Below are 23970 nucleotides of genomic sequence, written 5' to 3' on the forward strand. Positions count from 1 at the left end.
GCACCGGAGGCTAGGCGTTCGTTCAACGATCCGACAAGAGCCTGAAACAAACTTGTTTCTGCTCCGCCGGATCGTTTACCGCCGGGAAACCTCTATCGCCGGGACATCTTCCGCCCGTAGGCATCGGCCAACTGTCCCTGGGAATCGTCCAGATAGGAGGCGAGCAGCCGCTCGGCCTCCACCGCGTCACCGCCCTGCAGCACCTCCAGGATCTGGCGGTTGCGCACCAGATAGGGGGCGTGGAAGCGGCGGGGGTCGGCCATGACGTGGAAGACCAGCCGGAGCTCGGCCAGCACCGCGCGCATCAGTTCATCGGCCCGGGGACTTCCGGCGAGGGAGACGATCGCCTGATGGAAGCGGATATTGGCGGTGGACAGGTCCTGCCAGGCCCGGTCCCGGGCGGCGCGCTCGCCCGCCAGGACCGCCGCCTCGACCGCGCGCACCTCGTACGGCGGCTCGCCCAGGCCGCGCACCGCCGCGCATTCGACGAGCCGGCGCACCCGGTAGATGTCATTGAGGTCATCGACCGTGACGACGCGGACGAAGACGCCGCGGTTCAGCTCGTGCACCAGCAGCCGCTCATGGGTCAGCAGGCGGAACGCCTCCCGGAGGGTGTTGCGCGAGACCCCGAGGGCGCCGCCCACGCTGTCCTCGGACAGCCGGGTGCCGGGCGGGAAGAACCCCTCGGCGATGCGGTCGCGCAGGATGTCCGCGACGCGCTCCGCCGTGCTGGTGCGCCCCAGCAGCGCCCGGTCGGCCTCGAGTCCGGCGGCGAGACCGGAGGCCGGGGCGTATCCGTCCGGCTCCACCGGCTCCGCGGCCTCCGCCGCTCCCGGCGGCTCCGGCATCTCCGGCGACGCGTCCGAAGGTTCGCCGGAGCGGCGGTTTGCACCCTTTGCCCCGTTCGCCACATCAACCCCTGTTCGATGTCTCGTTCGTCCCGTATAGCGAGAAGTCAAGCCCAGAAACCGTCACCGGACAACAACCATCTTGTCGGATCGTTCAACGATCGCTTACCTTGTGGTGCCATCCGCAACCCCTCATGTATCCCCCCACGCCCGAACGGACGGATATGACCGCACCCTTGGCGAACCTGTCCATCGATCTCAACGCCGACCTCGGCGAGGGGTTCGGCCGCTGGCAGCTCACCGACGACGAGGCCCTGCTGTCCATCGTCACCAGCGCCAATGTCGCCTGCGGCTTCCACGCGGGGGACCCCTCGACCATGCGCCGGGTGTGCGAGCTGGCCGCCGAGCGCGGAGTGCGCGTCGGGGCCCAGGTCTCCTATCGGGACCTGGCCGGTTTCGGGCGGCGCAGCATGGACGTACCGGCCCGGGAGCTGGCCGATGAGATCGCGTATCAGATCGGCGCGTTGGAGATCTTCGCCCGGGCCGCCGGTACCCGGGTGCGCTACGTCAAGCCCCACGGCGCGCTCTACAACCGCTGTGTGCACGACGAGGCGCAGGCCGACGCCGTGGTCGAGGGCGTCAGGCTGGCCACCGGTGGTCCGCTGCCGGTGCTGGGACTGCCCGGCTCCCGGCTCCACGAGGCGGCCCGCGCGGCCGGACTGCCGGTGATCGCCGAGGCGTTCGCCGACCGCGCCTACACCGCCGCCGGGACGCTTGTGCCGCGCGGCGAGCCCCACGCCGTGGTCCACGATCCGGACACGGTGGTCAAGCGCGCCCTCGGCTTCGCCCGCGACCGCGCGGTGACCTCGGTCGACGGACGGCGCGTCGAGGTGGACGTGCGCTCGCTGTGCGTCCACGGCGACACCCCCGGCGCCGCCGACCTCGCCCACCGGGTGCGGTCCGAACTGGCCGCCGCGGGGGTGCGCGTGGCGGCGTTCACATGACGGTGCGGACCCTGCCCGTCGGTGAACACGGGCTGCTCATCGAGGTCGACAGCGGCGAGGCGGCCGAGGCGCTCCACGCCGAGCTGCTGCGCCGCGCCGCCACGCGGCGGCTGCCCGCCGTGCGCGAGATCGTGCCCGCCGCCCGGACCGTGTTCCTCGACGGGCTCGCCGACCCCGGGCGGCTCGCCGCCGAGCTGCCCGGCTGGCGGATACCGCCACTCGACCGCGGCGACAGCGAGATCGTCGAGGTACCCGTGCGCTACGACGGACCCGATCTTGACCAGGTCGCACAGCGGTGGGGGGTGACACCCGAGGAGGCCGTGAGGATCCATTCCGGCGCCGAGTTCCGGGTGGCCTTCTGCGGCTTCGCGCCCGGTTTCGGCTATCTGACGGGGCTGCCCGAGCGGTTCCACGTGCCGCGCCACGCGACGCCCAGGACCCGGGTGCCGGTCGGCTCGGTGGCCCTCGCGGGCGGGTACACGGGCGTCTATCCGCGCTCCTCCCCCGGCGGCTGGCAGCTCATCGGCACCACGGACACCGTGCTGTGGGACACCGCGCGGGAACCCGCCGCGCTCTTCACGCCCGGCACTCGCGTCCGCTTCATCCCGGTATTGGTACCGGTATCGGACAGCGCGGCCCTGGAAGGGGCGGCATCGGGTGACGCGGACCCGGAAGGGGCGGCGCCATGACCGACAGCGCCTTCGTCGTCGTACGGCCGGGAGCCCTGACCACCGTCCAGGATCTCGGCCGCGTCGGCCATGCCCATCTCGGGGTGCCCCGCTCGGGGGCGCTCGACCAGCCCGCCCACCGGCTCGCCAACCGCCTGGTGGGCAACGCCGAAGGGGCCGCGACCCTGGAGACCACGCTCACCGGCTGTGCGGTGCGGCTGCGCCGCCCGGCGACGGTCGCGGTCACCGGCGCGCCCTGCACGGTCACGGTCGACGGCCGCCCCGTCGCCTGGGGCGCGGCCGTACGGGTGCCGTCGGACGCGCTTCTGGAGGCCGGGGCCGCCGCCCATGGGGTGCGCAGCTATGTGGCGTTCGACGGCGGTGTCGAGGCCGAGCCGGTGCTGGGCAGCCGGGCCACGGATGTGCTCTCCGGTCTCGGCCCGGCGCCGCTCGCGGACGGCGCGGTGCTGCGGCTCGGCCGGCCGCGCGGGCCGGTGCCCGCCGTGGACGGGGTGCCGCACCGGGGCGTCGCGCCCGAGCTGGTGCTCCCCGTGGTGCCCGGCCCGCGCCACGACTGGTTCACCCCCGCTGGGCTGCGCACCCTCTCCACCGGGGACTTCCGCGTGTCGGCCGCGAGCAACCGGATCGGGCTGCGGACCGAGGGCCCCTCGCTGGAGCGGGCGCGGGACGGGGAGCTGGCCAGTGAGGGCATGGCACTCGGCGCGCTCCAAGTCCCGCCGGACGGACGGCCGGTGCTCTTCCTCGCCGACCATCCGACGACCGGCGGCTACCCGGTCGTGGGCGTCGTACCGGAGCGGTATCTGGCCGCGGCGGCGCAGGCCGTCCCCGGCACTCCGGTGCGGTTCACCCCGTTCGGGCCCCGGCCCCGGACGACGGGAGCGAGGTGAGGACGGGAGCGGTGTCCGGTCAGCCCAGGGTGACGACGGTGCGGACTCCCTCACCGCGAGCCATCCGGTCGAACCCCGCGTTGATGTCCGTAAGGGGTGCGCGGTGGGTGATCTGGGAATCGATGTCCAGAACGCCCTCGACGTAGAGGTCGACGAACCTGCCGATGCCGCTGCGCCCCTTCACCCCGCCGAAGTAACTGCCTTTGATCGTACGGCCGTAGCGTGCGCGGACCGGGGGGAACGACAGCTCCGAGCCGGTGGGCTCGACCCCCAGCAGTACGCAGGTCCCCCAGCCCACCGTGCAGCTGTCCACGGCCTGGCGCATCACCGGCACGATCCCCGTGCACTCGAACGCGACGTCGGCCCCGCCGCCGGAGAGGTCGCGCACGGCGTCCACCACGTCCTCCACCGCTGAGGCGTCGACGAAGTCGGTCATCCCGAACCGCTCGGCGAGCGGGCGCTTGGCCGCGACCGTGTCGACGCCGATGATCCGCTTCGCTCCGGCGATGCGGGCGCCCTGGACGACATTGGTGCCGATCCCGCCGAGCCCGAACACCACGGCCGTATCTCCCTCGCGCACATCGTCCAGTGCCGCGCCCACTCCGGTCGTGACGCCGCATCCGAGCAGGCAGACGGATTCCAGCGGGGCATCCGGCCGGATGCGGGCGAGCGCGATCTCGGGGACGACGGTGTACCGCGAAAAGGTGGAAGTGCCCATGAAGTGGTACACGGTCTCGCCGCCCAGGCGGAAGCGCGAGGTGCCGTCGGGCATCACACCGCGGTCGCGGGTGGCCTTGATCGTCCAGCAGAGGTTGGTCCGTCCGCTGCGGCACATCCCGCAGGTACCGCACTCGGGACCGTACAGCGGGATCACATGGTCCCCGGGCCGCAGCGCGGCCACCTCGGGACCGACCTCGACGACGCGGCCGGCGCCCTCGTGGCCGAGCACGGCGGGGTAGCGGCAGGACGGGTTGTCGCCGTCGAAGGTCGTGGTGTCGGTGTGGCAGAGCCCGCTCGCGACGATCTCGACAAGCGCCTCACCCACGGCGGGCGGGGCGACCTCGATGGTCTCGACGCGCAAGGGCTCGCCGGGCCGGTGCAGGACGGCGGCGTGGGAGCGAATCACCGCATCACCGTATGAGGGCGACTCGAGGGCGTCGAATACAAAGCTTCGATCCGCCGCATTGACCGGTGCTATCCGTGCGGTTGACCGAGCTCGCCGAGAGCCGCGGTCACGACGTCCCAGTCGGGAGAGCCGACGTGGATCGCTCCAGTATGGGGACCGGTCGCCGCCAGCAGGCGCGCATCGTCCCCGGCCGCCACCGCGGCCGTGACGTAACGCTCGGACTGGGAGAACGGAACGCGTTCGTCGGCGCGGCTGTGGACGCACCGGACCGGGACGCCGGTGGGAAGCCGCAGCGTGGGGTCCGCGTCCGCGTAGCGTGCGGGAACCGCGTCGGGGGGACCGCCGAGGAACTGGGCGACCGCGCTGTCACCGGTCCCGGCCCGAGCGCCGGCGACGAGGTCGAGTACACCGCCCGCGGTCACCACGCCCCTGATCCGAACAGCGGGCGGTGGGTGCCCCGCGCGTTCCGCCACGGCGGCCCGGCCCGCGCACCAGGCGGCGAGATGGCCGCCCGCGGAGTGGCCGAGCAGGAACACCCGGCCCGGGTCGAGTCCGTGGCTCTCCGCCAGCGCCGCGACATGGTCGACGGCGGCGGCGCAGTCGGCCAGGGTGTCCTCCCAGGTGCCCTGGCCGGCCCGCCGGTATTCGACGTTCCAGGTGTCCCATCCCCGACGGGTCAACTCGGCCGCGGCGGGGGCGGTCATCTCGAGTGTGCGGTGCGCCCGCCAGAAGCCGCCGTGCAGGACGACGACCACCCCGCGGGACGGACCGTCCGGGCGCAGCAGTTCGCCGACCTGATGCGCACCGGGGCCGTAGCGCAGCCGACGGGTTCCGAATCCGAGTGAGGCCATCCGGCGATGCTAAGCGCTCATCCGCCGTCCCCGACGCCGGATTACCCCTCCCGGCCGGGGCACGTGAATCATTCATACATTTCCTCAATGACCCGCATTGAAAAACAGTTTCTTGACTCCACGGGAATACTCGGCCAGATTCGGCTCAGTTCATCGATGGTATTCGGGCCGTCTCGCTCCATGGGCTTTCCCGCTTTTCGTTCCGAATCCGCATTGCATCAGGAGGTGGACGATGAAGTCCACAGTGTCCAGGGGCGTGGCGGTCGCCACCGCCGTCGTCCTGCTCTCCGCCGGGCTCTCCGCCTGTGGCGCCGACAGCGGCGGCGACATCGTGAGGCTGGGCGCCATCCTGCCCATGACCGGTGCGAACGCTACCTACGGGAAGCCCCTTCGGCAGGCGGCGGAACTCGCCGTCAACCGCGTCAACGCGGCCGGCGGGATCACCGTCGACGGCAGGGCCCGCAAGGTCGAGCTCGCGGTCTACGACGATGGAACCGCCTATGCGAAGAACATTCCGCAGGTTTTTCCGCAGGCGGTCCTGCGGGATCACGTGCCCTTCCTGATGACCGCGTGGAGCACCTACAACGTGGCTCCGCTGCTCAAGGCGAACCCGGTGCCCACGGTCGATGTGCTCGCCGCGACATGGCAGCCGCCGGTCACCGATCTCGACGACCACGTCTTTCTTCTGCGCCCCTTCACCCCGGATATCATCCCGGGCGTTCCGACCTACATGAAAAAGAAGTACAAAGCCCGCCGCATCGCCTACATCGGGCCGGATGAGGCGTTCGCCAACGGTCAACTCGCCTCTCTGAAGGAGGCAGCGGCCAAGTCCGGCAGCCGGGTCGTGTCCGAGGTCCGGTACCCGGCGGACTCGACCGACCTGTCGTCATCCGTCCGCAAGGCGCTCGCCTCCCACCCCGAGGCGATCCACGTGGGCGGCTCGACCCAGGCCGTCGCGCCGCTGCTGACCCAGCTGTACCAGGCGGGGAGCAAGATCCCGGTCTCGATGTACACCGGGATGACGCCGGACCAGGCCCGCGATCTCATCGGGCCGGGCCTCTACGGCCGCGTCATGGCCCATGTGCACGAGTTCGAGGGGGTGACCCCGCAGACCAACCCGTCACGCGCCGCCCAGCAGTTCGGCAAGGACTTCAAGCAGCGCTACCGCAGCTACGGCATCGACCTCACCCAGTGGTCCTACGACGCGGTGTGGATCGCCAAGGCGGCGATGGAGAAGGCGGACACCGTCACCGACAAGGAGGCGATCAGCGACGCGCTGCGGGACCTGACCGTACCGTCCGCCACCGTCACCGGCTGGCGCAAGCGGGGCGGCGAGCGGCTGTTCAACAAGCAGCGCCAGGCGACCTCCCTGTCGGTCGCGATGTCCTGGGACACCGCGCACAACACCTGGGCGCCGTCGTACTACTACACGGCGGGTCTCCCGGGGCAGACCGTGCGGCGCGCCGATGTGACCGCCCCCGACACCTCCGCGACGAAGGGCTGAGCCATGGGTGTTGTCATCGACGCGGTGACCCTCGGGTCGCTCTACGCCCTGCTCGCGGTCGGGCTCTCGCTGGTCTACGGGGTGGTCGGCATCCCGCACTTCGCACAGGCCGGAGTCGTCGCCACCGCCGCGCTCCTGATGGTGTACCTCGGTTCGCACGAGGTCCCGTTCCTGGCCATGGTGTTGCTGGGCATGCTCGCCGCGGGTGTCCTCGCGGTCCTGATCGAGCGCTTCGCCTACGCGCCGACCCTGCGGAGCGGCCGTGGGGCAGCGGCCGGGCCGGCGGTGGCGCTGGGCATCCTGATGGTGCTCGACAGCGGAAACCTGCTCGTCTGGGGCGCGCAGCGGCGGGCGGTGCCGGTGCCCTACAGCGGCGAGACCATGGCACTGGCCGACGAGCGGATCTCGGCGGTACGCGTCGTGGTCGTCGCGCTCGCGGTGGTGTCGATCGGGGCGCTGCAACTGTTCCTGCGGCGCACCCGGACCGGCCGCTCGATCGTCGGGGTGTCCCAGGACCGGATCGCCGCCCGGCTGATGGGCGTTCAGGTGCGCCGAACCTCGATCGTGGCGTTCTTCGTCTCCGGTCTGCTGGCGGGGGCCGCGGCGCTCGCGTACGGCACCCTCACCCCCGCCTATCCGTATATGGCCGACTCGGTCATCCTCAGCGCGTTCGTCGTGATCATCATCGGGGGCCTGGGCAGCGTTCCCGGTGCCATCGTCGGCGGCTTCCTCGTCGGGGCCGTCGAGGTCGCGGGCACCACGCTGATCTCCGGTGCCTACGCACCGGTCTATGCCTTCGTCGTGCTGCTCATCGTCCTCGTGGTGAAACCGAACGGGCTGTTCGGAAGGAAGGTGCGGTCGGCGTGAGACCCAATCTGTCACTCCTCGTCCCCTCGGCGGTCCTCCTCGCGCTCGCCGTGTACGCCCTGACCGGAGCGGACCCCTACCTGCTCTCGGTACTGAGCACGGTGCTGATCTACGCCGTGGCGACCAGCGGTCTGAACCTGCTGGCCGGCTTCGGCGGCTATCCCAACCTCTCGCAGGCCACGTTCATGGGGGTCGGCGCCTACGCCGGCGCGTACGCCGTGAACACCCTCCACTGGGGGTTCTGGGCGGTGATGGTCGTCGGGCCGCTCGCGGCGGCCGCGGTGGGCGCGGTCGTCGCCGTCCCTCTGCTGCGGCTCCAGGGCCAGTACTTCGCCATCGCGACACTGCTGCTCGGGGTCGTGTTCACCACGGTGATGCAGAACGAGGAATCCCTCGGCGGTTCGCTCGGCATCGGCGGATTCACCCGGCCGTTCACCGACAGCACCGGATGGTTCCTCTTCCTGCTCGCGATCCAGGCGGTGCTCACCGGGCTGACCGCGTGGATCGCGGGCCGACCGCTGGGCCGGCACCTCGACGCCCTGCGCCAGGACGAGAGCCTCAGCGAGTCCATCGGGATCCCGGTGCGCCGGCGCAAGTTCGAGGCGTTCGTGCTCGGTTCCGCCGTGGGCGGCCTGGCGGGGGTGCTGCTCGCCAACAACTCCTTCTACGTCGCACCCGACCTGTTCAACTTCTTCGAGTCGTTCCTGGTGTTCGTGGCGCTGATCGTCGGCGGTCCGGGCACCGTCGCCGGTCCGTTGCTCGGAGCGGCATTCCTCATCGGGCTGCCGGAGGCGTTCCGGTTCGCCCAGGAGGCGCGCTATCTGTTCATGGGGGTCGCGTTCGTCCTGGTCATGGGCCTGGCCCCGGACGGGATCGTCGGCGCCGCGTCCCGCCTCACCCAGCGGAGCCGTCGGCGGAGCCCACGGCCCGCCACGATACGGGAGCCGTCACGGGAAGCCGTGGCGGTCGGACCGGGACAGGGGGATGACCATGCTTGAGGCTGACGGGCTGCGCAGGCACTTCGGCGGTGTCAAGGCAGTCGACGGAGTGTCCTTCACGGTCGGTGAACGGGAGATCGTCGGAGTGATCGGACCCAACGGCTCGGGCAAGAGCACCCTGGTCTCGCTGCTCATGGGCAACAACAGGGCGAGCGGCGGCAGCGTCCGCTTCGCCGGGCGGGACGTCACCCGGGTCGCCCCGCACCGCAGGGTGCACCTCGGGATGGCACGGACCTTCCAGGAGACCCGGCTCTTCGGCGATGTGGACGCGACGTCGAACGTCACGCTCGCCGGGACCGAGGCCGGGCGGGGGACGGATGCCGGCCAACTCGCCACCGACTGCCTCGCCTTCGTCGGGCTCGACGGCATCGAGGGGGCCGCGGTCGACGATCTCACCCATCTCCAGCAGAGGCTGCTGATGATCGCCGTCGCGCTGGCGTCGCGGCCCAGCCTGGTGCTGCTTGACGAGCCCGCCGTCGGCACGGCGGGCGAGGAACTGTCGCGCATGATCGATGTGATCCGCCGGATCCCGGCCGAACGCGACTGCTCGGTGCTGCTGATCGACCACAACATGCGACTGGTCATGGGCGTGTGCGAACGCCTGGTGGTTCTCGACTTCGGGAAGGTCATCGCCAGCGGCCCGCCGGCCGAGGTCCGTGAGGACCCCCGCGTCATCGAGGCGTACTTCGGAGCGGAGGCGGTATGAACGGCACGGACACCCCAGCACTCCGGATCGGCGGACTGCGGGCCGGGTACGGCCACGGCGACGTCCTGTGCGGGGTCGACATCGTCGCGCGGACCGGCACGATCACCGCCGTGGTGGGCCCCAACGGCGCGGGCAAGTCGACTCTGATGAAGGTCCTCGCCGGCATCCACGACCGCCCGGTGCGGGGCACCGTGGAGGTCTTCGGCGTGGACCGGACCAGGGACTCGGCGCGGGATCGCCTGGCGGCCGGGCTCTCGCTCTGCCCGGAGCGCCGCCGGGTGTTCCCGGCCATGTCGATCGAGGAGAACCTGCTCATGGGCGCGGTGACGCTGAGCCCGTCGCTGGCCCGTCGCCGGGTGAGGGAGACGTACGAGCGCGTTCCGTGGCTCGCGGAGCGCCGCCGCACGATGGCCGGCAACTTGTCGGGGGGCCAGCAGCAGCTGCTGGCGATCTGCCGGGCGATCATGACCGACCCGCCGCTCCTCCTGCTCGACGAGCCCTCGCTGGGACTCTCGCCGAAGGTCGTCGGTGAGGTCGCGGACCTCATCCGCACGCTCGGCGAGGAGGGGCGCAGCGTGCTGATCGTCGAGCAGAACGTTGCGCTCGGCCTCCGGCTGGCGAGCGAGGTCTATGTGCTGAACCAGGGAGTGGTCGTGGAGCACGGCCCGGCGTCGGCTCTCGCCGACGACGACCGGCTGATGGCCACCTATCTGGGTTGAGGGCGGTGGCGATGCGTCCCGCGGGTGGCGTCCGGGTCCCGACACCACCCGCCGCGCCCTCAGCGAGCCGACTTGAGCAGCTGCTTCACCGTCACCGCGGGATCGGCGAGCAGCGCGGCGTCCAGCACCGTACCGCTACGGATCAGCTCCATCGCCGGCCGGACGTCCCGGCCGCGGTTCACCGCGGTGATCCCGGTGAGGACGCCCCCGCGGTGGTGCAGCACCGAGAACGAAAGGGCGTCCGGGTCTCCGCGCCAGGACCGCGCGTCGCCCGGGTCCGGATGCCCGGCGAGCTGGATGTTCAGGTCGTACTGGTCGGACCAGAACCACGGGACGGCCGCCACCGCGGCCGTGCCCGTCCCGAGCACCGAACGCGCCAGTGCGGCGCCCTGGTCCCTGGCGTTCTGCCAGTGCTCCACGCGGCGGCGGGTGCCGTCCGCGGCGGCCCGGGCGGCGACGTCCCCGGCCGCCCATACCGACGGGTTCGAGGTACGTCCCCGGGCGTCCACGTGCACGCCGTCGTGGACCGCGATCCCGGCGCCGGTGGCCAGCCGGGTCTCCGGCGCCATCCCGACACCGACGACGACCAGGTCGGCCGGCAGCGCGGACCCGTCGTCGAGCAGGACCTCCCGGACCTGGCCCTCGCCCGCGAAGCCCCGTACGCCCACGCCCGTGCGCACCGTCACCCCGCGCCCACGGTGGGCCTCGGTCAGCCTGGCCGCCACGTCCGCCCCCAGAGCCCGCAGCATGGGCAGCTCCGCCGCCTCTATGACGGTGGTCGGACAGCCCCGCGCCGATGCCGCGGCGGCGACCTCGGTGCCGATGAATCCACCGCCGACCACCACCACCGGACCACCCCGCTCCAGGTACCCCCTGATGCGTGCGGCGTCCTCGGCGGTCCGCAAGGTGCACACGCCTTCGAGAGCGCTGCCCGGGACGTCGAGCGCCCGCGGCGTGCCGCCGGTGCACAGCAGCACGGCGTCGGCGGCGATGATCGCGCCATCGGCGAGCTCCACGGCTCCTTCGGACGGGAGCAGCCGGGTGGCCGGCACTCCGAGCCGCAGCGTCACCTCGCGGTCGGTGTAGAACGGCTCGGGGCGCAGCTGCTCTTCGGGCGGGCGGGGATCGTCCAGCAGGGCCGCTTTGGACAGCGGTGGCCGGTCGTAGGGCAGACGGTCCTCCGCCCCGATCAGGGTGATGGTCCCGCTGTGCCCCTGGTCGCGCAGGGCGTCGGCGGCGCTCACACCGGCCAGCCCGGCCCCCACCACCACGACGCGGTCATAGCGCTCCATATTCTCCCCTTCGACGATTTCCAGCAAGCCCTCGGGAAGAGGAGGATGCATCTTTTCATTCGACAAGTCAACGAATTGCCGGTCGATGACATTTACCGTTATCGACCTGCAGATATAGATCCACTCAATACCTTTGTTGTGTTTTTTGGATTCGACTTTCCCAGCCGGACGGCCGACAGTTTGAAAGACATCAGGGAAATGACGAAGGGAAAGAGCGAGCGATGAGGCCGATGCTGACCCCCGATGATGTCGATCCGTGGGCGAAACCCCCGAAACCCCCGCTGCCGCGCAAGGAGCTCAAGGCTCTTCAGCGCCGGCGCAACGCGCCCGCACTGCGCTACGTCGTCGGCCACCTGTTGATCGCGGCGGTCACCGCCACGCTGATCGCGCTGAGCTGGGGCACGTGGTGGATGCTGCCGACGATGTTCGCCCACGGCATCACCCTGGTGTTCCTGTTCGCTCCGATGCATGAGTGCACGCATGGCACCGCGTTCCGCACCCGCTGGATGAACTCCACGTTCGCGACGTTCTGCGGGGCTGTGCTGATGCGCCCCGCGCTCTACTTCCGGTACCGGCACGCGGCGCACCACAGTTACACCCAGGATCCGGAGCGCGACCCCGACCAGGTGGCGATGCCGGAGGGCCTGGCGGAATACCTGGGTGAGGTCTTCGGCATGGAATTCTGGCCGAAGATGATCGGCACGCTCTACCGCGGTGTCACCGGCCGCTTCAACGAGCGCGAGAAGACCTTCCTCCCGGAGTCGGAGCGGTCCCGGATCATCTGGGAGGCGCGGCTGATGGTCGGGTTCTACGCGGCGCTCGCGGCGGCGTCGGTCGTTTTCTCCTTCTGGATCGGAGTGCTGGCCTTCTGGATCGTCCCGCGGATCATCGCCGAGCCGACGCTGCGGCTGGTCAGGATGGCCGAGCACACCGGCATGGAGGAGGGCGCCGACCCGCTCACCAACACCCGGACGACGCTGAGCAACCCGGTGGTCCGCTTCCTCTACTGGCAGATGCCCTACCACGCCGAGCACCACATGGCGCCGTCGGTGCCGTTCCACAACCTGCGGGCACTGCACCAGGCCCTGCCGGGCAAGCCGGAGGAGCGCGAGTACGTGATCAGCAAGGGCTATGTGCGCGCGCACCGCGACATCGTCGCCAATCTCGGCAATGGCGCCGGATCGACCGTCCCCACCACTACCGCCCTGGCCGCCACGGCCGGACGGTGAACGCCGCCCCGGTCCATGGTGCGGTTCCCCCCGAACCGTCGCCGTGGACCCCGGCCCGAACGATGCAAAGGAGCATCCGTGCCCGGACAGCTGACGCTCGGTGTCGACATCGGCACCACGAATGTCAAGGCGTGTGTCCTCGACACCAGCACCGCCACCGTCGTCGCCACCGCGGCGGCCGAGCATCCTCTGCACCATCCGCATCCCGGCTGGGCCGAGCAGCACGCCGACGAGTACTGGGACGCGGTGTCGGCCTGTATCCGCGGCTGTATGAGCCAGCTGCCGGGGGACTCCGGTGACGTCGTCGCCGTGTCCGTCTCGGGGCTCGTCGGGGTGACGCTCGCGGTCGACGCTTCGGGCCGTCCGCTGCGGCCGGCGATGATCTGGATGGACTCGCGCTCCCACGCCGAGTGCGAGCAGATCCGCGAACGCGTCGGCGAGGAGCGGATCAACGCCGTCAACGGCAACCGGATCGCGTCCTGGTTCATCGAACCGAAGCTGCTCTGGATGCGCGCCCACGAGCCCGAGGCGTTCCGGCGGATCCACAAGATCCTCTCGCCCACCGGATACTGCAACCTGCGGCTCACCGGCGCCCACACGATCAACCCCGGCGACGCGGGGCTGTTCTACCCCTATGAGCACAAGACCGGGAGGTGGGACCACTCGCTGACCGCCGATCTCGGCCTCGACCCGGCGATCTACCCGGACATCAAGGCATCGCAGCAGGTCATCGGCGAGGTCACCGCCGAGGCAGCCGCCGAGACCGGGCTGAGGGCCGGCACCGCCGTCGTCGCCGGAGGGACGGACATCAGCGCCGCGGCCCTGGGAGCCGGGGTCACGGAGGCGGGCCAGGCGTACTACTCGATGGGCACCGGCTCCAACCTCGGCATCGTCGTGCCGCGCGAACAGGACATACCTGAGTACCGCATCCTCAAGTGGCCGCACGTCATCGACGGACTGACCCTGTTCGACGCTCCGATGGCTTTCACCGGCGCCTCGCTGAAGTGGTTCCGCGACAAGTTCGCCGATCCCGAGGTCGTCATGGCCGAGCGCATGGGGAGCAATGTCTTCGACCTGGTCACAGAGCAGGCCGCGCGGATCGCACCCGGCGCCGACGGGCTGCTCTACCTGCCCTACCTCGGTAACTCACTGGCGCCGCGCTGGGACCTCAACGCGTGCGGGGTGTTCTTCGGCGTGCAGCCGTTCAGCACCCGGGCGCACTTCATCCGGGCGCTCATCGAGGGTGTCGCCTTCGATGTGTACTCCAACGTCCGGATCGCGCAGGACGCCGGTGTCGAGTTCGACGAGATCATCCTGAACGGCGGCCCGACGAAGAGCGCGCTGTGGAATCAGATCACCGCCGACGTCACCGGCCATCGGCTCGTCGTCCCGGACGTGGACGAGGCCGCCCCGCTGGGAGACGCCATCGTCGCGGCGACCGGGGCCGGGCTGTACCGCGACATGCGCGAGCCGGTGAAGTCCCTCGCCCCCCTCAAGCACACCGTGGAACCCGACGCGGGACGGCACAGGATGTACGGCGAGTTCTTCGGACTCTGGCACCAGATCTACCTCGACCTCAAGGGCAGCATGAACCGCCACAACCGGCTTGTCGCGCAGTACGGCCGGCCCGGCCCCAGCGAGATCGTCGGCGCGGGCGGCAACCGGTAGCGGCCCGTCGGGCCCCGGAACGGAGAGGAACGATGTGAACGAGGCACTGGAAGGCTGGCACGCCGTGGCGGCGTCGGACGAGGTCGAGGAGGACGACGTCGTCTGCGTCCAGGCGTGCGGCCGGACTCTCGCCGTCTTCCACCTGGAAGACGGCGGCTACCACGTGACCGACGACTGCTGCACCCACCAGGAGGCGTCCCTGTCCGAGGGCTACCTCCAGGGCGACACCATCGAGTGCCCACGGCACCAAGGAGTGTTCCACGTGCCGACCGGCAAGCCGATGGGCCCACCCGTCGTCGACACCCTTCACGTCTATCCGACCAAGGTTGAAGATGGACACGTCTGGGTGCGGATCCCGGGGTGAGCGTGAACGTGAGGTGACGGCGATGGCAGCGGGCGGAGCCGCGAGGCTGCGGCGCGTCATGGCGGAGCCCCCCAGGCCCCGTGAGAGCGGGGCCTCGGCCGGTCTCCCCTACGTCAGCTTCAACCAGCTCCGCTCGTTCCACGCCGTCGGAGTGGCGGGAAGCGTCACCGGCGCGGCCGCGCTGCTGCACGTCAGTCAGCCCACGGTGACGATCCAGCTGCGCCAACTCGAGTCCCACTACGGCATCGAGCTGGTACGGCGCACACCCCGCGGGATGGTGCTGTCGCCGCTCGGGGAACAGCTCTTCGAGCTGACCGAGCAGGTCTTCGATCTGCACGGCCGGATCGTCGATCTGCTCGGCTCATCGGCGACCGCGGTGCGCGGCGAGCTGCGGGTCGGCGGAGTGGCCCCCTACTACGTCATGCGGGTGCTCGCGGCCTTCACCGAGGCGTATCCCGGGGTGACGGTTTCGCTGCAGCTGGCCAATTCCGCCACGGTCATCGAGCAGCTCGCCGAACAGCGGATCGACGTCGGCATCGTCGGTCAGGCCACCCTCGACACCCAGCTGATGGCACTGCCGTCGAGCAAACAGCGGGTGGTGCTGTTCTGCCGGGACGACCATCCATGGGCCGGGCGGGACGGTATCGACCTCATGGAGCTGGCGGACGCACCCCTGGTCATGCGCGAGCAGGGGTCCACCAGCCGGCTCGTGCTCGAGCGTGCCCTCGACGACCGGGGAATCACCCCGCAGGTGACCCTTGAGGTCGACCGCGAGGGCGTACGGGAGGCGGTCCTCGCCGGGTTCGGCGTCGGCATCAGCACCGAGGTCGAGTACGTCAACGAACCCCGGACCTGGATGCTCCCCATTCTCGACGCCGACGTCTTCACCGAGGCATTCGCCGTATGTCTGCGAAGCCGCCGCCACGCGCCCGAGGTGCGCGCCTTCATGGCCATCGCGGAGAAGCTTTTCGACGCGGCCGAGATACCGAACCCGTCCTGAGGCGGACGGCGCCATCAAGGCCACCGGCTCCTCTGGCGCACGCCGGCCGGCTCACCTGCTCGCGGCGTGGGAGGTGGACCGCTCCTGCTCGCGCCCGCCGCCGCGCGACTGACGCCGCTGACGTTGCGTCCGGCGGCGCAGCGCACGGCGCTCCTCCTCACCGGTGCCGCCCCAGACCCCGTGGGTCATTCCGCTCTCCAGCGCGTAGTCCAGGCATTCCTGGATCACCGGACAGCGCCGGCAGACCTCCTTGGCCAGCGTCTCCTGCCGCCGGGCCGCCGGGCCCGCCACCCCCACGGGGAAGAACAGCTCCGGATCCTCGTGCGTGCATTCGGCGTTGTGCCACCAGGCCATGGCTGCCCCTTCCGTGAACGACATTACTCAAAGCACCCGCCGCAGCCTCACGCACGGGGTGCGCGGGGCGGGCGCCCGTGGGTCATGCGGGCGCGTCCGGGCGGACTTTGACAGGGTTCGGGTTTCCGATCGTGGCGGCGGCAAACGGATCCGAACACGCCATGCCTCGTTCGGGCGACCTGGGTGAGCCCCGGGGTTGTATCACCTGCTTAGTCCCGCAGCCGCTCGGGCAGCAGGATGACACTGCTGCCCGGACGGCCGATCCACCGCGGACCGCCGTCGACCGCGACCCCCGTGACCGCGGCGGCCATCGCCAGCGCCCGCGCCGTCCAGTTGGACGGATGCCCGCTGTCCCCGAAGCGGTAGCGCCACGCCTCCGCCGGGTCGCCCTGGTCCGGATCGAGCATGACCTCCTGGCAGGAGCACATCACCCCGTCACGGGCTATGGAGGGGTGGATGTACGCGTCGGGGTGGTCGAAGACCGAGACGGCCACGGCGCCCCGGGAGAGCGGTGCCAGCACCTCCTCGTCGTGGATGGCGATGCCGTCGAACTGCTGGAGCACCACACCGCCGGGCGCGGCGCCGACCAGCACTCGCCCCCTCCTCCAGCAGGACATCCGCGTAGTCGGCCTCGCCGTCCTCCTCGCCGTTCCCGTTCCCGTTCCCGTGCTCGTGCTCGTGCTCGTGCTCGTGCTCGTGCTCGTGCTCGTGCTCGTGCTCGCCGATGGTGGCGACGATGTCTCCGCCCAGCGCGGCCACGACCTCCGGCACGCTCCGCCCGGCCACGAACGCCACACAGCCCCAGTCCTGATAGTCCCCGCCCTCGCCGTCGAAGGCGGCGATCAGCTCATCGGCCGCCCGCTGCTCGGCCCGCTCCTCGGGGGACGGCTCCCGGGCGCCCGGCACATCGGCCACCAGGTCGGCCAGCGGCGTCCACCACGCCAGCGCGCCCGGGCACCGCCCGTCGGCCTCGCGGGGCCGCCAGGGGTCGGCCCCGGCCGCGATGAGCGCCGACGCCTTCTCCCGGTCCCAGTCGCGCACCGCGTGCCACAGCGGGGTGCGGCCCGCCCCGTCCGGCTGGTCCACCTCCCGTGCCACCGTGAGCAGTTCGGCCAGCACCTCGGCGCTTCCCGAACAGGCCGCGGAGTGCAGCGGCGCCGTATGACCGCCGAGGACGCGGTCGGGGTCGGACCCCGCTGCGAGCACGGCGCGCACGGCCCTCAGATTCGTCCAGTCGTGGATGTCCTGCCAGTCGGTCATGCGTCCAATCTGACATCCGGCACCGACAATCCGTCCCCGGCCTACCCAGCCGCGTCCGGCGGGCCGTAACCACCGCCGCCCGGCGTGTGGACGACCAGGACGTCGCCCCACCCGACGTCCGCCGCGTCACGGCCGTCCAGGCGCTCCACCGAACCGTCGGCGCGCTCGATCAGGTTCGCGCCCAGCGCGCCCGGTTCGCCGCCCGCCATGCCGTACGGGGCGACCCGGCGGTGGCCGGTGAGGAGGGCGACGGTCATCGGCTCCAGGAAGCGGATGCGGCGGGTGACGCCCTGGCCGCCGCGCCATCGGCCGCGGCCACCGCTGCCCCGGCGGATCGCGAAGCGCTCCACCCGCACCGGATAGCGCCACTCCAGCACCTCGGGGTCGGTCAGCCGGGAGTTGGTCATATGGGTCTGTACGGCGTCGGCGCCGTCGAAGCCGTCCCCCGCCCCGGAGCCGCTGGCGACCGTCTCGTAGTACTGGACGCGGTCATTGCCGAAGGTGACGTTGTTCATCGTGCCGGAGCCCTCGGCCTGGACGCCCAGGGCCGCGTACAGGGCGCCCGTGACCGCCTGGGAGGTCTCGACGTTCCCGGCGACCGTGGCGGCGGGGAAGACGGGCGCCAGCATGCAGCCCTCGGGGATGCGGACCTCCAGGGGCTTCAGACAGCCGCTGTTGAGCGGGATGTCCTCGGCCACCAGCGTGCGGAAGACATAGAGCACGGCCGCCATCACCACCGAGCTGGGCGCGTTGTCGTTGCCCGGCCGCTGGGGCGAGGTGCCGGTGAAGTCCAGGACGGCGCCGCGCGCGTCGCGGTCCACCGTGAGGCTGACGCGGATGACCGCCCCGCCGTCGGTCTCGTAGCGGTACGAACCGTCGCGCAGCCCGGCGACGATGCGACGCACCGACTCCTCGGCGTTGTCCTGGACGTGCCCCATGTAGGCGTGCACGACATCGAGGCCGAACTGGACGATCATCCGGCGCAGTTCCTGGACGCCCTTCTCGTTGGCGGCGATCTGGGCGCGCAGATCGGCGAGGTTGGCGTCCGGGGCGCGGGACGGATACGGCCCGCCGGTCAGCAGTTCGCGGGTCTCCCGCTCGCGCAGCGCCCCGTCCCGTACCAGCAGCCAGTTGTCGAAGAGGACGCCCTCCTCCTGGATGGTGCGGCTGAAGGCGGGCATGGAGCCGGGAGTGATGCCGCCGATCTCGGCGTGGTGGCCGCGCGAGGCGACCAGGAAGAGCAGTTCCTCCCCCGGCTCGTCGAAGACCGGGCTGACCACGGTGACATCCGGCAGATGGGTGCCTCCGTGGTACGGGTCGTTGATCGCGTACACATCGCCCGGTCGCATCGTGCCCCCGTTGCGCCGCAGCACCTCCTTGATGGACTCGCCCATGGAGCCCAGGTGCACCGGGATGTGCGGGGCGTTGGCGATGAGGTTGCCCTCGGCGTCGAAGAGGGCGCAGGAGAAGTCGAGCCGCTCCTTGATGTTGACGGAGTGGGCGGTGTGCTCCAGGCGCACGCCCATCTGTTCGGCGATGGCCATGAAGAGGCTGTTGAAGACCTCAAGCATCACGGGGTCCACCTCGGTGCCGACCGCGGTGGTGCTCGGGCGCGGCCGGACCCGGGTGAGCAGCAGATGGCCGCGCTCTCCCATGGTGGCCTGCCAACCGGGGTCGACCACGGTGGTGGCGTCGTCCTCGGCGACGACCGCGGGCCCGGTGACCCGGTCCGAGGGGCGCATACGGTCGCGTTCGTAGAGCTCCGTCCGCTGCCAGCGCCCTTCCGAGAACATCCTTACGGTCGTCACGGGCGCCAGTTCGCCCTCCCTGGGCGGCCGTTGCACGACATGGCCGCCGGTGGGCCCGGACGCGCCGACCGCCTCGACCGACACCGCCTCGACGACCAGCGGCTTGTCCATGGTGAAGGCGTAGCGGGTGCGGTGTGCCCGGACGAAGTCCTCGGTCATCGCGGGGCCGGAGCCGAGCGGGACGGGGATGGCGGAGTCGGTGCCCGCGTACCGCAGATGGACCCGGGCGACGGTGTCCAGGGTGTCCTCCGGGACCCCGTCCGCGAGCAGTTCGCCACGGGTCTGGTCGGCCAGCCGCGCGCACAGCTCGCGCACCCGCCGCAGCGTCTCCCCGTCCTCCTGGCCCTCCTCGCTCTCCTCGCCCAGCTCCGCCTCGACGGCCTGCTCGCGCATGGCGGTGGCGTCGGCCACGCCGATGCCGTACGCGGAGAGCACCCCCGCGAGCGGCGGCACGATCACCGTGCCGATGCCGAGCGCGTCGGCGACCGCGCAGGCGTGCTGGCCGCCCGCGCCGCCGAAGCTGGTGAGCGCGTAACGGGTGACGTCACGGCCGCGCTGTACGGAGATCTTCTTGACCGCGTTGGCCATGTTGAGCACCGCGATGTCCAGGAAGCCCGCCGCGACCTCCTCCGGGCCGCGCCGGTCGCCGGTGGCCTCCGCGATCTCCTCGGCGAGCGCGGCGAAGCGCTCCCGCACGGTCGCCGCGTCCAGCGGCCGGTCGGCGCGCGGACCGAAGACCGCGGGGAAGTGGTCCGGCTGGATCCGGCCCAGCATCACATTGGCGTCGGTCACGGTCAGCGGGCCGCCGCGCCGGTAGCAGGCGGGGCCGGGGACGGCCCCGGCCGAGTCCGGCCCCACGCGGTAGCGCCGCCCGTCGAAGTGGAGCACCGAACCGCCGCCCGCCGCCACGGTGTGGATGTTCATCATCGGGGCGCGCATCCGCACCCCGGCGACCTCGGTGCCGAAGATCCGCTCCAACTCCCCCGCATAGTGCGAGACATCGGTCGAGGTGCCGCCCATGTCGAAGCCGATGACGCGGTCGTGTCCGGCCTCGCCGGAGGAGCGCGCCATGCCCACCACGCCGCCCGCGGGCCCGGACAGCACCGCGTCCTTGCCCCGGAAGTGCGCGGCCTCCCGCAGCCCTCCGTTGGACTGCATGAACATCAGCCGGATACCGCGCAGTTCGGCGGCCACGTCCTCCACATAGCGGCGCAGGATGGGCGAGAGGTAGGCGTCGACCACGGTGGTGTCACCGCGGGACACCAGCTTCATCAGCGGGCTGACCTCGTGGGAGCAGCTCACCTGCGGGAAGCCGAGGTCGCGTGCCACCGCGGCGACCGCCTGTTCGTGCGCGGCGTGCCGGTAGCCGTGCAGCAGGACGACCGCGGCGCTGCGGAAGCCGTCGCGGTGGGCGGTGCGCAGCGCCTCGGCGGCGGCGTCGAGGTCCAGGGGGCGGACGACCCCGCCATGGGCGTCCACCCGCTCGGGGATCTCCACCACCCGGTCGTACAGCGCCCCGGGGAGCAGGATCCGGCGGTCGAAGAGGCGGGGGCGGTTCTGGTACGCGATGCGCAGCGCGTCCCGGAACCCTTCGGTGACGACGAGGACGGTCGGCTCGCCCGTGCGCTCCAGGAGGGCGTTGGTGGCGACCGTGGTGCCCATCTTGACGACGTCGATCCGGTCGGCCGGGACCGGATCGTCGGGGCCGAGCCCCAGCGTCTGCCGGATCCCGGCGACGGCGGCGTCCGTATAGCGCTCGGGATGGTGGGACAGCAGCTTGCGGGTGACCAGGCGGCCGTCCGGACGCTTGCCGACGACGTCCGTGAAGGTTCCGCCCCGGTCGATCCAGAATTCCCAGCGACCCGTCACCCCGCCATTGTCGCAGCGGACGGCGGTGTGTCGGCAATGAGCGGACCGGCGGACGGGTGAGGTACGGGGTCGGCGGACGAGGACGGCTGGACGCGCGGGTCGGCGGGCGGGCGCGCGGATCGCGGGGCGAGCCCGGACGCGGGAGCGGACGGCTGGACGCGCGGGTCGGCGGGCGCGAGGGCCGTCCCCGGGAGGATGGCCTCCGTATGGGCAGCCTCCACGACAACGGCCCCACGGGCAGCGTCCGTGCGGGTGGCCCTCGCAATGACAGCCCCCGTAAGGGCAGCCTCCGCGGCGACGGCCCCCGTAAGGGCAGCGTCCGCACAGGCAGCCCCCGCGACAACGGCCCCCGTACGGGCGGCGTCCGCGGCGACGACCTCCGTAGGGACGGCCTCCTTGCGGGGCGGTTCCGTGCCAGTGCGGTCCCCGGGTGAGCGGCGGCTGCGCTCACCGCACACCGCCGACGGCCCGGGGCGCGGCGGCCGCCGGAGCGGCCGGGAGGGTGGGGCGCGGGAGCCGACCGCCGTCGGCGCACCGGACGCCCTCGGTGGACGCGTCATGGGCGGCCAGGAAGGAGGCGACCGCCACGGGCCAGCCGTAGCGCTCGGCCCGCGCCCGGGCCGCGGCCCGGCGCAGGGGCTCCGAGCGGCCGAGGACGCGCTCGACGGCGTCCGCGAAGGCCGTTCCGCTGTCCGCGGCGGTCTCGCCCGCCGCGCCGACGATGTCCGGCAGCGCGGAGAGCGCGCTGACGACGACGGGCGAACCGCAGGCCAACGCCTCCAGTGCGGCGAGTCCGAAGGTCTCCGCCGGGCCCGGTGCCAGCACGACATCGGCGCTCGCCTGGAGCGCGGCGAGCCCCGCCCGCTCCGCCACATGGCCGAGGAAGACGGCCGGAAGCCCCTCGGCGCGGGCGCGGGCCTCCAGACGCGCCCGGAGCGGCCCGTCCCCGGCGACCACGAGCGCCGCGGAGACGCCCCGCCGACGCAGCTCGGCGAGCGCGTCGAGGGCCCGGCCCGGCCGCTTCTCGGGCGACAGCCGCGAACACATGGCGAGGAGCACGGCCGCCCCACCACGGTGGTGGTCCCGCAGCGCCGCGTCGTAGTGGCAGGGGTGGAAGTGGCCGAGATCCACGCCCAGCGGGGCGCGTACGACATTCCGCGCGCCGATCCGTACGAATTCGCGCGCCGCCCATTCGGTGGTGCAGACGATCCGCGAGTACGCCCGCGCGGTACGGAGGTTGAGCCGGTCCGCGGCTCCCCCGGCGAACGCGTCCGGCACACCCCAGGTGCGCAGCACGGCGTCCGCGCTCTCGTGGGAGACCATCACGGCCGGTACGCGGGCGCGCCGCGCCCACTCCCCCGTCCAGCGGAGGGACGTGCGGTCCGACACCTCCAACCGGTCCGGTGCGAGGCCGTCGAGCAGCCGGGCCAGCCGCCGCCGGTCGGTCAGTACGCGGTAGCCGCCGGTGCCCGGGACGGTCGGCCCGGGCAGCGTGATCACCCGTCCCTGCCGGGTGTGCTCGTCCGAGACCCGCTCGCCCGGCACCACCAGGACGGCCTCGTGCCCGGCCGCCTGGTACCCGGCTCCGAGCTCACGCAGCGCGGTGCGCAGGCCGCCGGAGGCGGGGGTGACGAAGTTGGCCAGCCGGACGATGCGCAGCCCCTTGCCGTCGTTCATGGCCCGCTCTCCTCCCACGGCGCTCATGCGGCGACCGCCGTACGGGCCGCCAGGACCTCGGTGTAGTGGTCGATGAGCTGGTCACCGATCGCCTCCCAGGTGCGGCGCTCGACCGCCACCCGCCCGGCGCGCCCCAGCGCCGCCCGCAGCCTCGCGTCGGCCGCGAGCAGCGAGACGGCGTCGCTCACCTCGGTCGCGTCCCCGGGCGGCACCAGCAGTCCGGTGCGCCCGTGGTCGATCAGGTCGAGCGGGCCGCCCGCCGCGGGCGCGATCACCGGGACGCCGCTGGCCTGGGCCTCCTGCACGGTCTGGCAGAAGGTCTCCTGGGGCCCGGTGTGGGCGAAGACGTCCAGCGAGGCGAAGACACGGGCCAGGTCATCGCCGGTGCGGCGGCCGAGGAAGCGGGCCCTCGGCATGGCCGCCCGCAGCGCGGGTTCACTCGGCCCGTCCCCGACCACGACCACCTGGACGCCGGGGCGCCCGCTCAGCGGCGCGAGCAGTTCGACGTTCTTCTCCGGGGCGAGGCGGCCGATGTAGCCGACGATCGGCTCACCGCCGGGGGCGAGCGAGCGGCACAGCTCCGGGTCGCGGCGCGAGGGGTGGAAGCGCTCGGTGTCGACCCCGCGCGGCCACAGCCGGATCCGCGGCACGCCGTGCTCGTCCAGGTCACGAGCGGCGGCGGTGGAGGGGGCGAGGGTGCGGTCGGCGGCGGTGTGCACGGCGCGGATGCGCCGCCAGGCCGCGTTCTCGCCCGCGCCGAGGTAGGTGCGGGCGTAGGAGCCCAGGTCGGTCTGGTACACGGCCACCGCGGGTATCCGCAGCCGCAGCGCGGCGGTCATCCCGCGCGCGCCCAGGACGAAGGGGCTGGCGAGGTGGACGACATCGCTGCCGTGGGAGGTGATCGCGGCCGCGAGCTTCCGGCTGGGCAGCGCGACCCGGACCTGCGGATAGCCGGGCAGGGGCAGGGACGGGATGCGGACGACGGGGTACGGATGCGACCGGTCCACCTCCCCCTGGCTCTCGGGCGGGCCACCGGCCGTGGCGGGCGGTGGCCCTCCGGGGGGACCCGCCGGTGCGATGACCAAGGGGTGATGACCACGGCGGTGGAGGTGGTCCGCGGTCTGCAGCGTGCAGTGAGCGACGCCGTTGATGTCGGGTGGGAAGGATTCAGTCACGATGGCGACACGCATACCGGTGTTGTCGGCGTACGAAGGGTGGCCCCGGCATCGTGAACGTTTCGCGCCGTGGAA

General features: G+C 71.9%; 23 protein-coding genes. 13 read left to right on the forward strand and 10 right to left on the reverse strand.

The features are described 5' to 3' along the window. Window positions 1-92 precede the first annotated feature (92 nt). The gene (locus VT50_RS22260) at window positions 93-848 is read right to left on the reverse strand and encodes a GntR family transcriptional regulator (protein ID WP_240529254.1); all 756 of its coding nucleotides are present in this window, start codon (window positions 846-848) and stop codon (window positions 93-95) included. 224 nt (window positions 849-1072) lie between these two features. On the opposite strand from VT50_RS22260, the gene VT50_RS22265 reads away from it, so the two are divergent. From VT50_RS22265 to VT50_RS22275, 3 genes are read left to right on the forward strand one after another with little or no spacing between them, the layout of a single operon-like run. After that, on the forward strand, window positions 1073-1852 hold the full coding sequence (locus VT50_RS22265) for a LamB/YcsF family protein (RefSeq protein WP_107424860.1): 780 nt from the start codon (window positions 1073-1075) through the stop codon (window positions 1850-1852). Further along, the gene (locus tag VT50_RS22270) at window positions 1849-2541 is read left to right on the forward strand and encodes a 5-oxoprolinase subunit B family protein (RefSeq protein ID WP_046087211.1); all 693 of its coding nucleotides are present in this window, start codon (window positions 1849-1851) and stop codon (window positions 2539-2541) included. Before VT50_RS22265 ends, VT50_RS22270 begins: the two co-directional genes overlap by 4 nt. Beyond that, window positions 2538-3428 (forward strand): 5-oxoprolinase subunit C family protein, encoded by an 891-nt coding sequence (locus tag VT50_RS22275; RefSeq protein WP_046087212.1) that lies wholly within the window; start codon window positions 2538-2540, stop codon window positions 3426-3428. The genes VT50_RS22270 and VT50_RS22275 overlap by 4 nt, the downstream gene beginning before the upstream one ends. 19 nt (window positions 3429-3447) lie before the next feature. On the opposite strand, the gene VT50_RS22280 is transcribed toward VT50_RS22275, so the two are convergent. Further along, a complete protein-coding gene (locus VT50_RS22280) occupies window positions 3448-4554 on the reverse strand; it encodes a zinc-binding dehydrogenase (RefSeq protein ID WP_276207319.1) in 1107 nt (368 codons plus the stop codon). Between the two features lie 68 nt (window positions 4555-4622). Further along, on the reverse strand, window positions 4623-5405 hold the full coding sequence (locus VT50_RS22285) for an alpha/beta hydrolase (RefSeq protein ID WP_046087213.1): 783 nt from the start codon (window positions 5403-5405) through the stop codon (window positions 4623-4625). Window positions 5406-5637: 232 nt separating this feature from the next. Here VT50_RS22285 and VT50_RS22290 point away from each other — a divergent pair, with 232 nt between their 5' ends. From VT50_RS22290 to VT50_RS22310, 5 genes are read left to right on the forward strand one after another with little or no spacing between them, the layout of a single operon-like run. After that, window positions 5638-6909, forward strand: coding sequence for an ABC transporter substrate-binding protein (locus VT50_RS22290; RefSeq protein ID WP_078840776.1), 1272 nt, complete (start codon window positions 5638-5640; stop codon window positions 6907-6909). A gap of 3 nt (window positions 6910-6912) precedes the next feature. After that, on the forward strand, window positions 6913-7776 hold the full coding sequence (locus VT50_RS22295) for a branched-chain amino acid ABC transporter permease (protein ID WP_046087215.1): 864 nt from the start codon (window positions 6913-6915) through the stop codon (window positions 7774-7776). Beyond that, entirely contained in the window at window positions 7773-8774 is a 1002-nt protein-coding gene (locus VT50_RS22300) for a branched-chain amino acid ABC transporter permease (RefSeq protein WP_046087216.1), read from the forward strand. Before VT50_RS22295 ends, VT50_RS22300 begins: the two co-directional genes overlap by 4 nt. After that, window positions 8767-9480, forward strand: coding sequence for an ABC transporter ATP-binding protein (locus VT50_RS22305; protein ID WP_158083222.1), 714 nt, complete (start codon window positions 8767-8769; stop codon window positions 9478-9480). The genes VT50_RS22300 and VT50_RS22305 overlap by 8 nt, the downstream gene beginning before the upstream one ends. Continuing rightward, window positions 9477-10199: an ABC transporter ATP-binding protein gene (locus VT50_RS22310; protein ID WP_046087218.1), complete on the forward strand. Its 723-nt coding sequence runs from the start codon at window positions 9477-9479 to the stop codon at window positions 10197-10199. Before VT50_RS22305 ends, VT50_RS22310 begins: the two co-directional genes overlap by 4 nt. A 59-nt stretch (window positions 10200-10258) precedes the next feature. Here VT50_RS22310 and VT50_RS22315 read toward each other — a convergent pair whose 3' ends face one another. Then, entirely contained in the window at window positions 10259-11542 is a 1284-nt protein-coding gene (locus VT50_RS22315) for an NAD(P)/FAD-dependent oxidoreductase (protein ID WP_078840777.1), read from the reverse strand. 170 nt (window positions 11543-11712) lie between these two features. Between VT50_RS22315 and VT50_RS22320 the strand changes: the two genes are divergently transcribed. The 4 genes from VT50_RS22320 (at window position 11713) to VT50_RS22335 (ending at window position 15752) form a co-directional block, all read left to right on the forward strand. Beyond that, window positions 11713-12720 carry a fatty acid desaturase gene (locus VT50_RS22320; RefSeq protein WP_078840778.1) on the forward strand — a complete coding sequence of 336 codons (1008 nt, stop codon included), beginning with the start codon at window positions 11713-11715 and terminating at the stop codon, window positions 12718-12720. Window positions 12721-12798: 78 nt separating this feature from the next. Further along, on the forward strand, window positions 12799-14388 hold the full coding sequence (locus VT50_RS22325) for a xylulokinase (RefSeq protein WP_046087220.1): 1590 nt from the start codon (window positions 12799-12801) through the stop codon (window positions 14386-14388). 34 nt (window positions 14389-14422) lie between these two features. After that, window positions 14423-14752 carry a non-heme iron oxygenase ferredoxin subunit gene (locus tag VT50_RS22330; protein WP_206269459.1) on the forward strand — a complete coding sequence of 110 codons (330 nt, stop codon included), beginning with the start codon at window positions 14423-14425 and terminating at the stop codon, window positions 14750-14752. Between the two features lie 22 nt (window positions 14753-14774). Next, window positions 14775-15752 (forward strand): LysR substrate-binding domain-containing protein, encoded by a 978-nt coding sequence (locus VT50_RS22335; RefSeq protein WP_158083223.1) that lies wholly within the window; start codon window positions 14775-14777, stop codon window positions 15750-15752. Window positions 15753-15803: 51 nt separating this feature from the next. On the opposite strand, the gene VT50_RS22340 is transcribed toward VT50_RS22335, so the two are convergent. The 4 genes from VT50_RS22340 to VT50_RS22355 all read right to left on the reverse strand — a co-directional run bounded on the left by VT50_RS22340 (window position 15804) and on the right by VT50_RS22355 (window position 21043). Further along, window positions 15804-16106, reverse strand: coding sequence for a WhiB family transcriptional regulator (locus tag VT50_RS22340; protein ID WP_046087221.1), 303 nt, complete (start codon window positions 16104-16106; stop codon window positions 15804-15806). A gap of 209 nt (window positions 16107-16315) precedes the next feature. Next, window positions 16316-16513: a hypothetical protein gene (locus tag VT50_RS39675; protein WP_046087222.1), complete on the reverse strand. Its 198-nt coding sequence runs from the start codon at window positions 16511-16513 to the stop codon at window positions 16316-16318. Between the two features lie 28 nt (window positions 16514-16541). After that, on the reverse strand, window positions 16542-17366 hold the full coding sequence (locus VT50_RS22350) for an ankyrin repeat domain-containing protein (RefSeq protein WP_053048631.1): 825 nt from the start codon (window positions 17364-17366) through the stop codon (window positions 16542-16544). 41 nt (window positions 17367-17407) lie between these two features. After that, window positions 17408-21043, reverse strand: a complete 3636-nt coding sequence (locus VT50_RS22355) for a hydantoinase B/oxoprolinase family protein (protein WP_046087223.1) — start codon at window positions 21041-21043, stop codon at window positions 17408-17410. A gap of 206 nt (window positions 21044-21249) precedes the next feature. Here VT50_RS22355 and VT50_RS39080 point away from each other — a divergent pair, with 206 nt between their 5' ends. Then, window positions 21250-21477 carry a hypothetical protein gene (locus VT50_RS39080; protein ID WP_143645249.1) on the forward strand — a complete coding sequence of 76 codons (228 nt, stop codon included), beginning with the start codon at window positions 21250-21252 and terminating at the stop codon, window positions 21475-21477. Window positions 21478-21490: 13 nt separating this feature from the next. On the opposite strand, the gene VT50_RS22360 is transcribed toward VT50_RS39080, so the two are convergent. Next, window positions 21491-22720, reverse strand: coding sequence for a glycosyltransferase (locus tag VT50_RS22360; RefSeq protein ID WP_046087224.1), 1230 nt, complete (start codon window positions 22718-22720; stop codon window positions 21491-21493). A 23-nt stretch (window positions 22721-22743) separates the two neighbouring features. Then, window positions 22744-23910: a glycosyltransferase family 4 protein gene (locus VT50_RS22365; RefSeq protein ID WP_046087225.1), complete on the reverse strand. Its 1167-nt coding sequence runs from the start codon at window positions 23908-23910 to the stop codon at window positions 22744-22746. Window positions 23911-23970 lie beyond the last annotated feature (60 nt).

Source organism: Streptomyces antioxidans (genome assembly GCF_000968685.2).
Taxonomy (GTDB): Bacteria; Actinomycetota; Actinomycetes; order Streptomycetales; family Streptomycetaceae; genus Streptomyces; species Streptomyces antioxidans.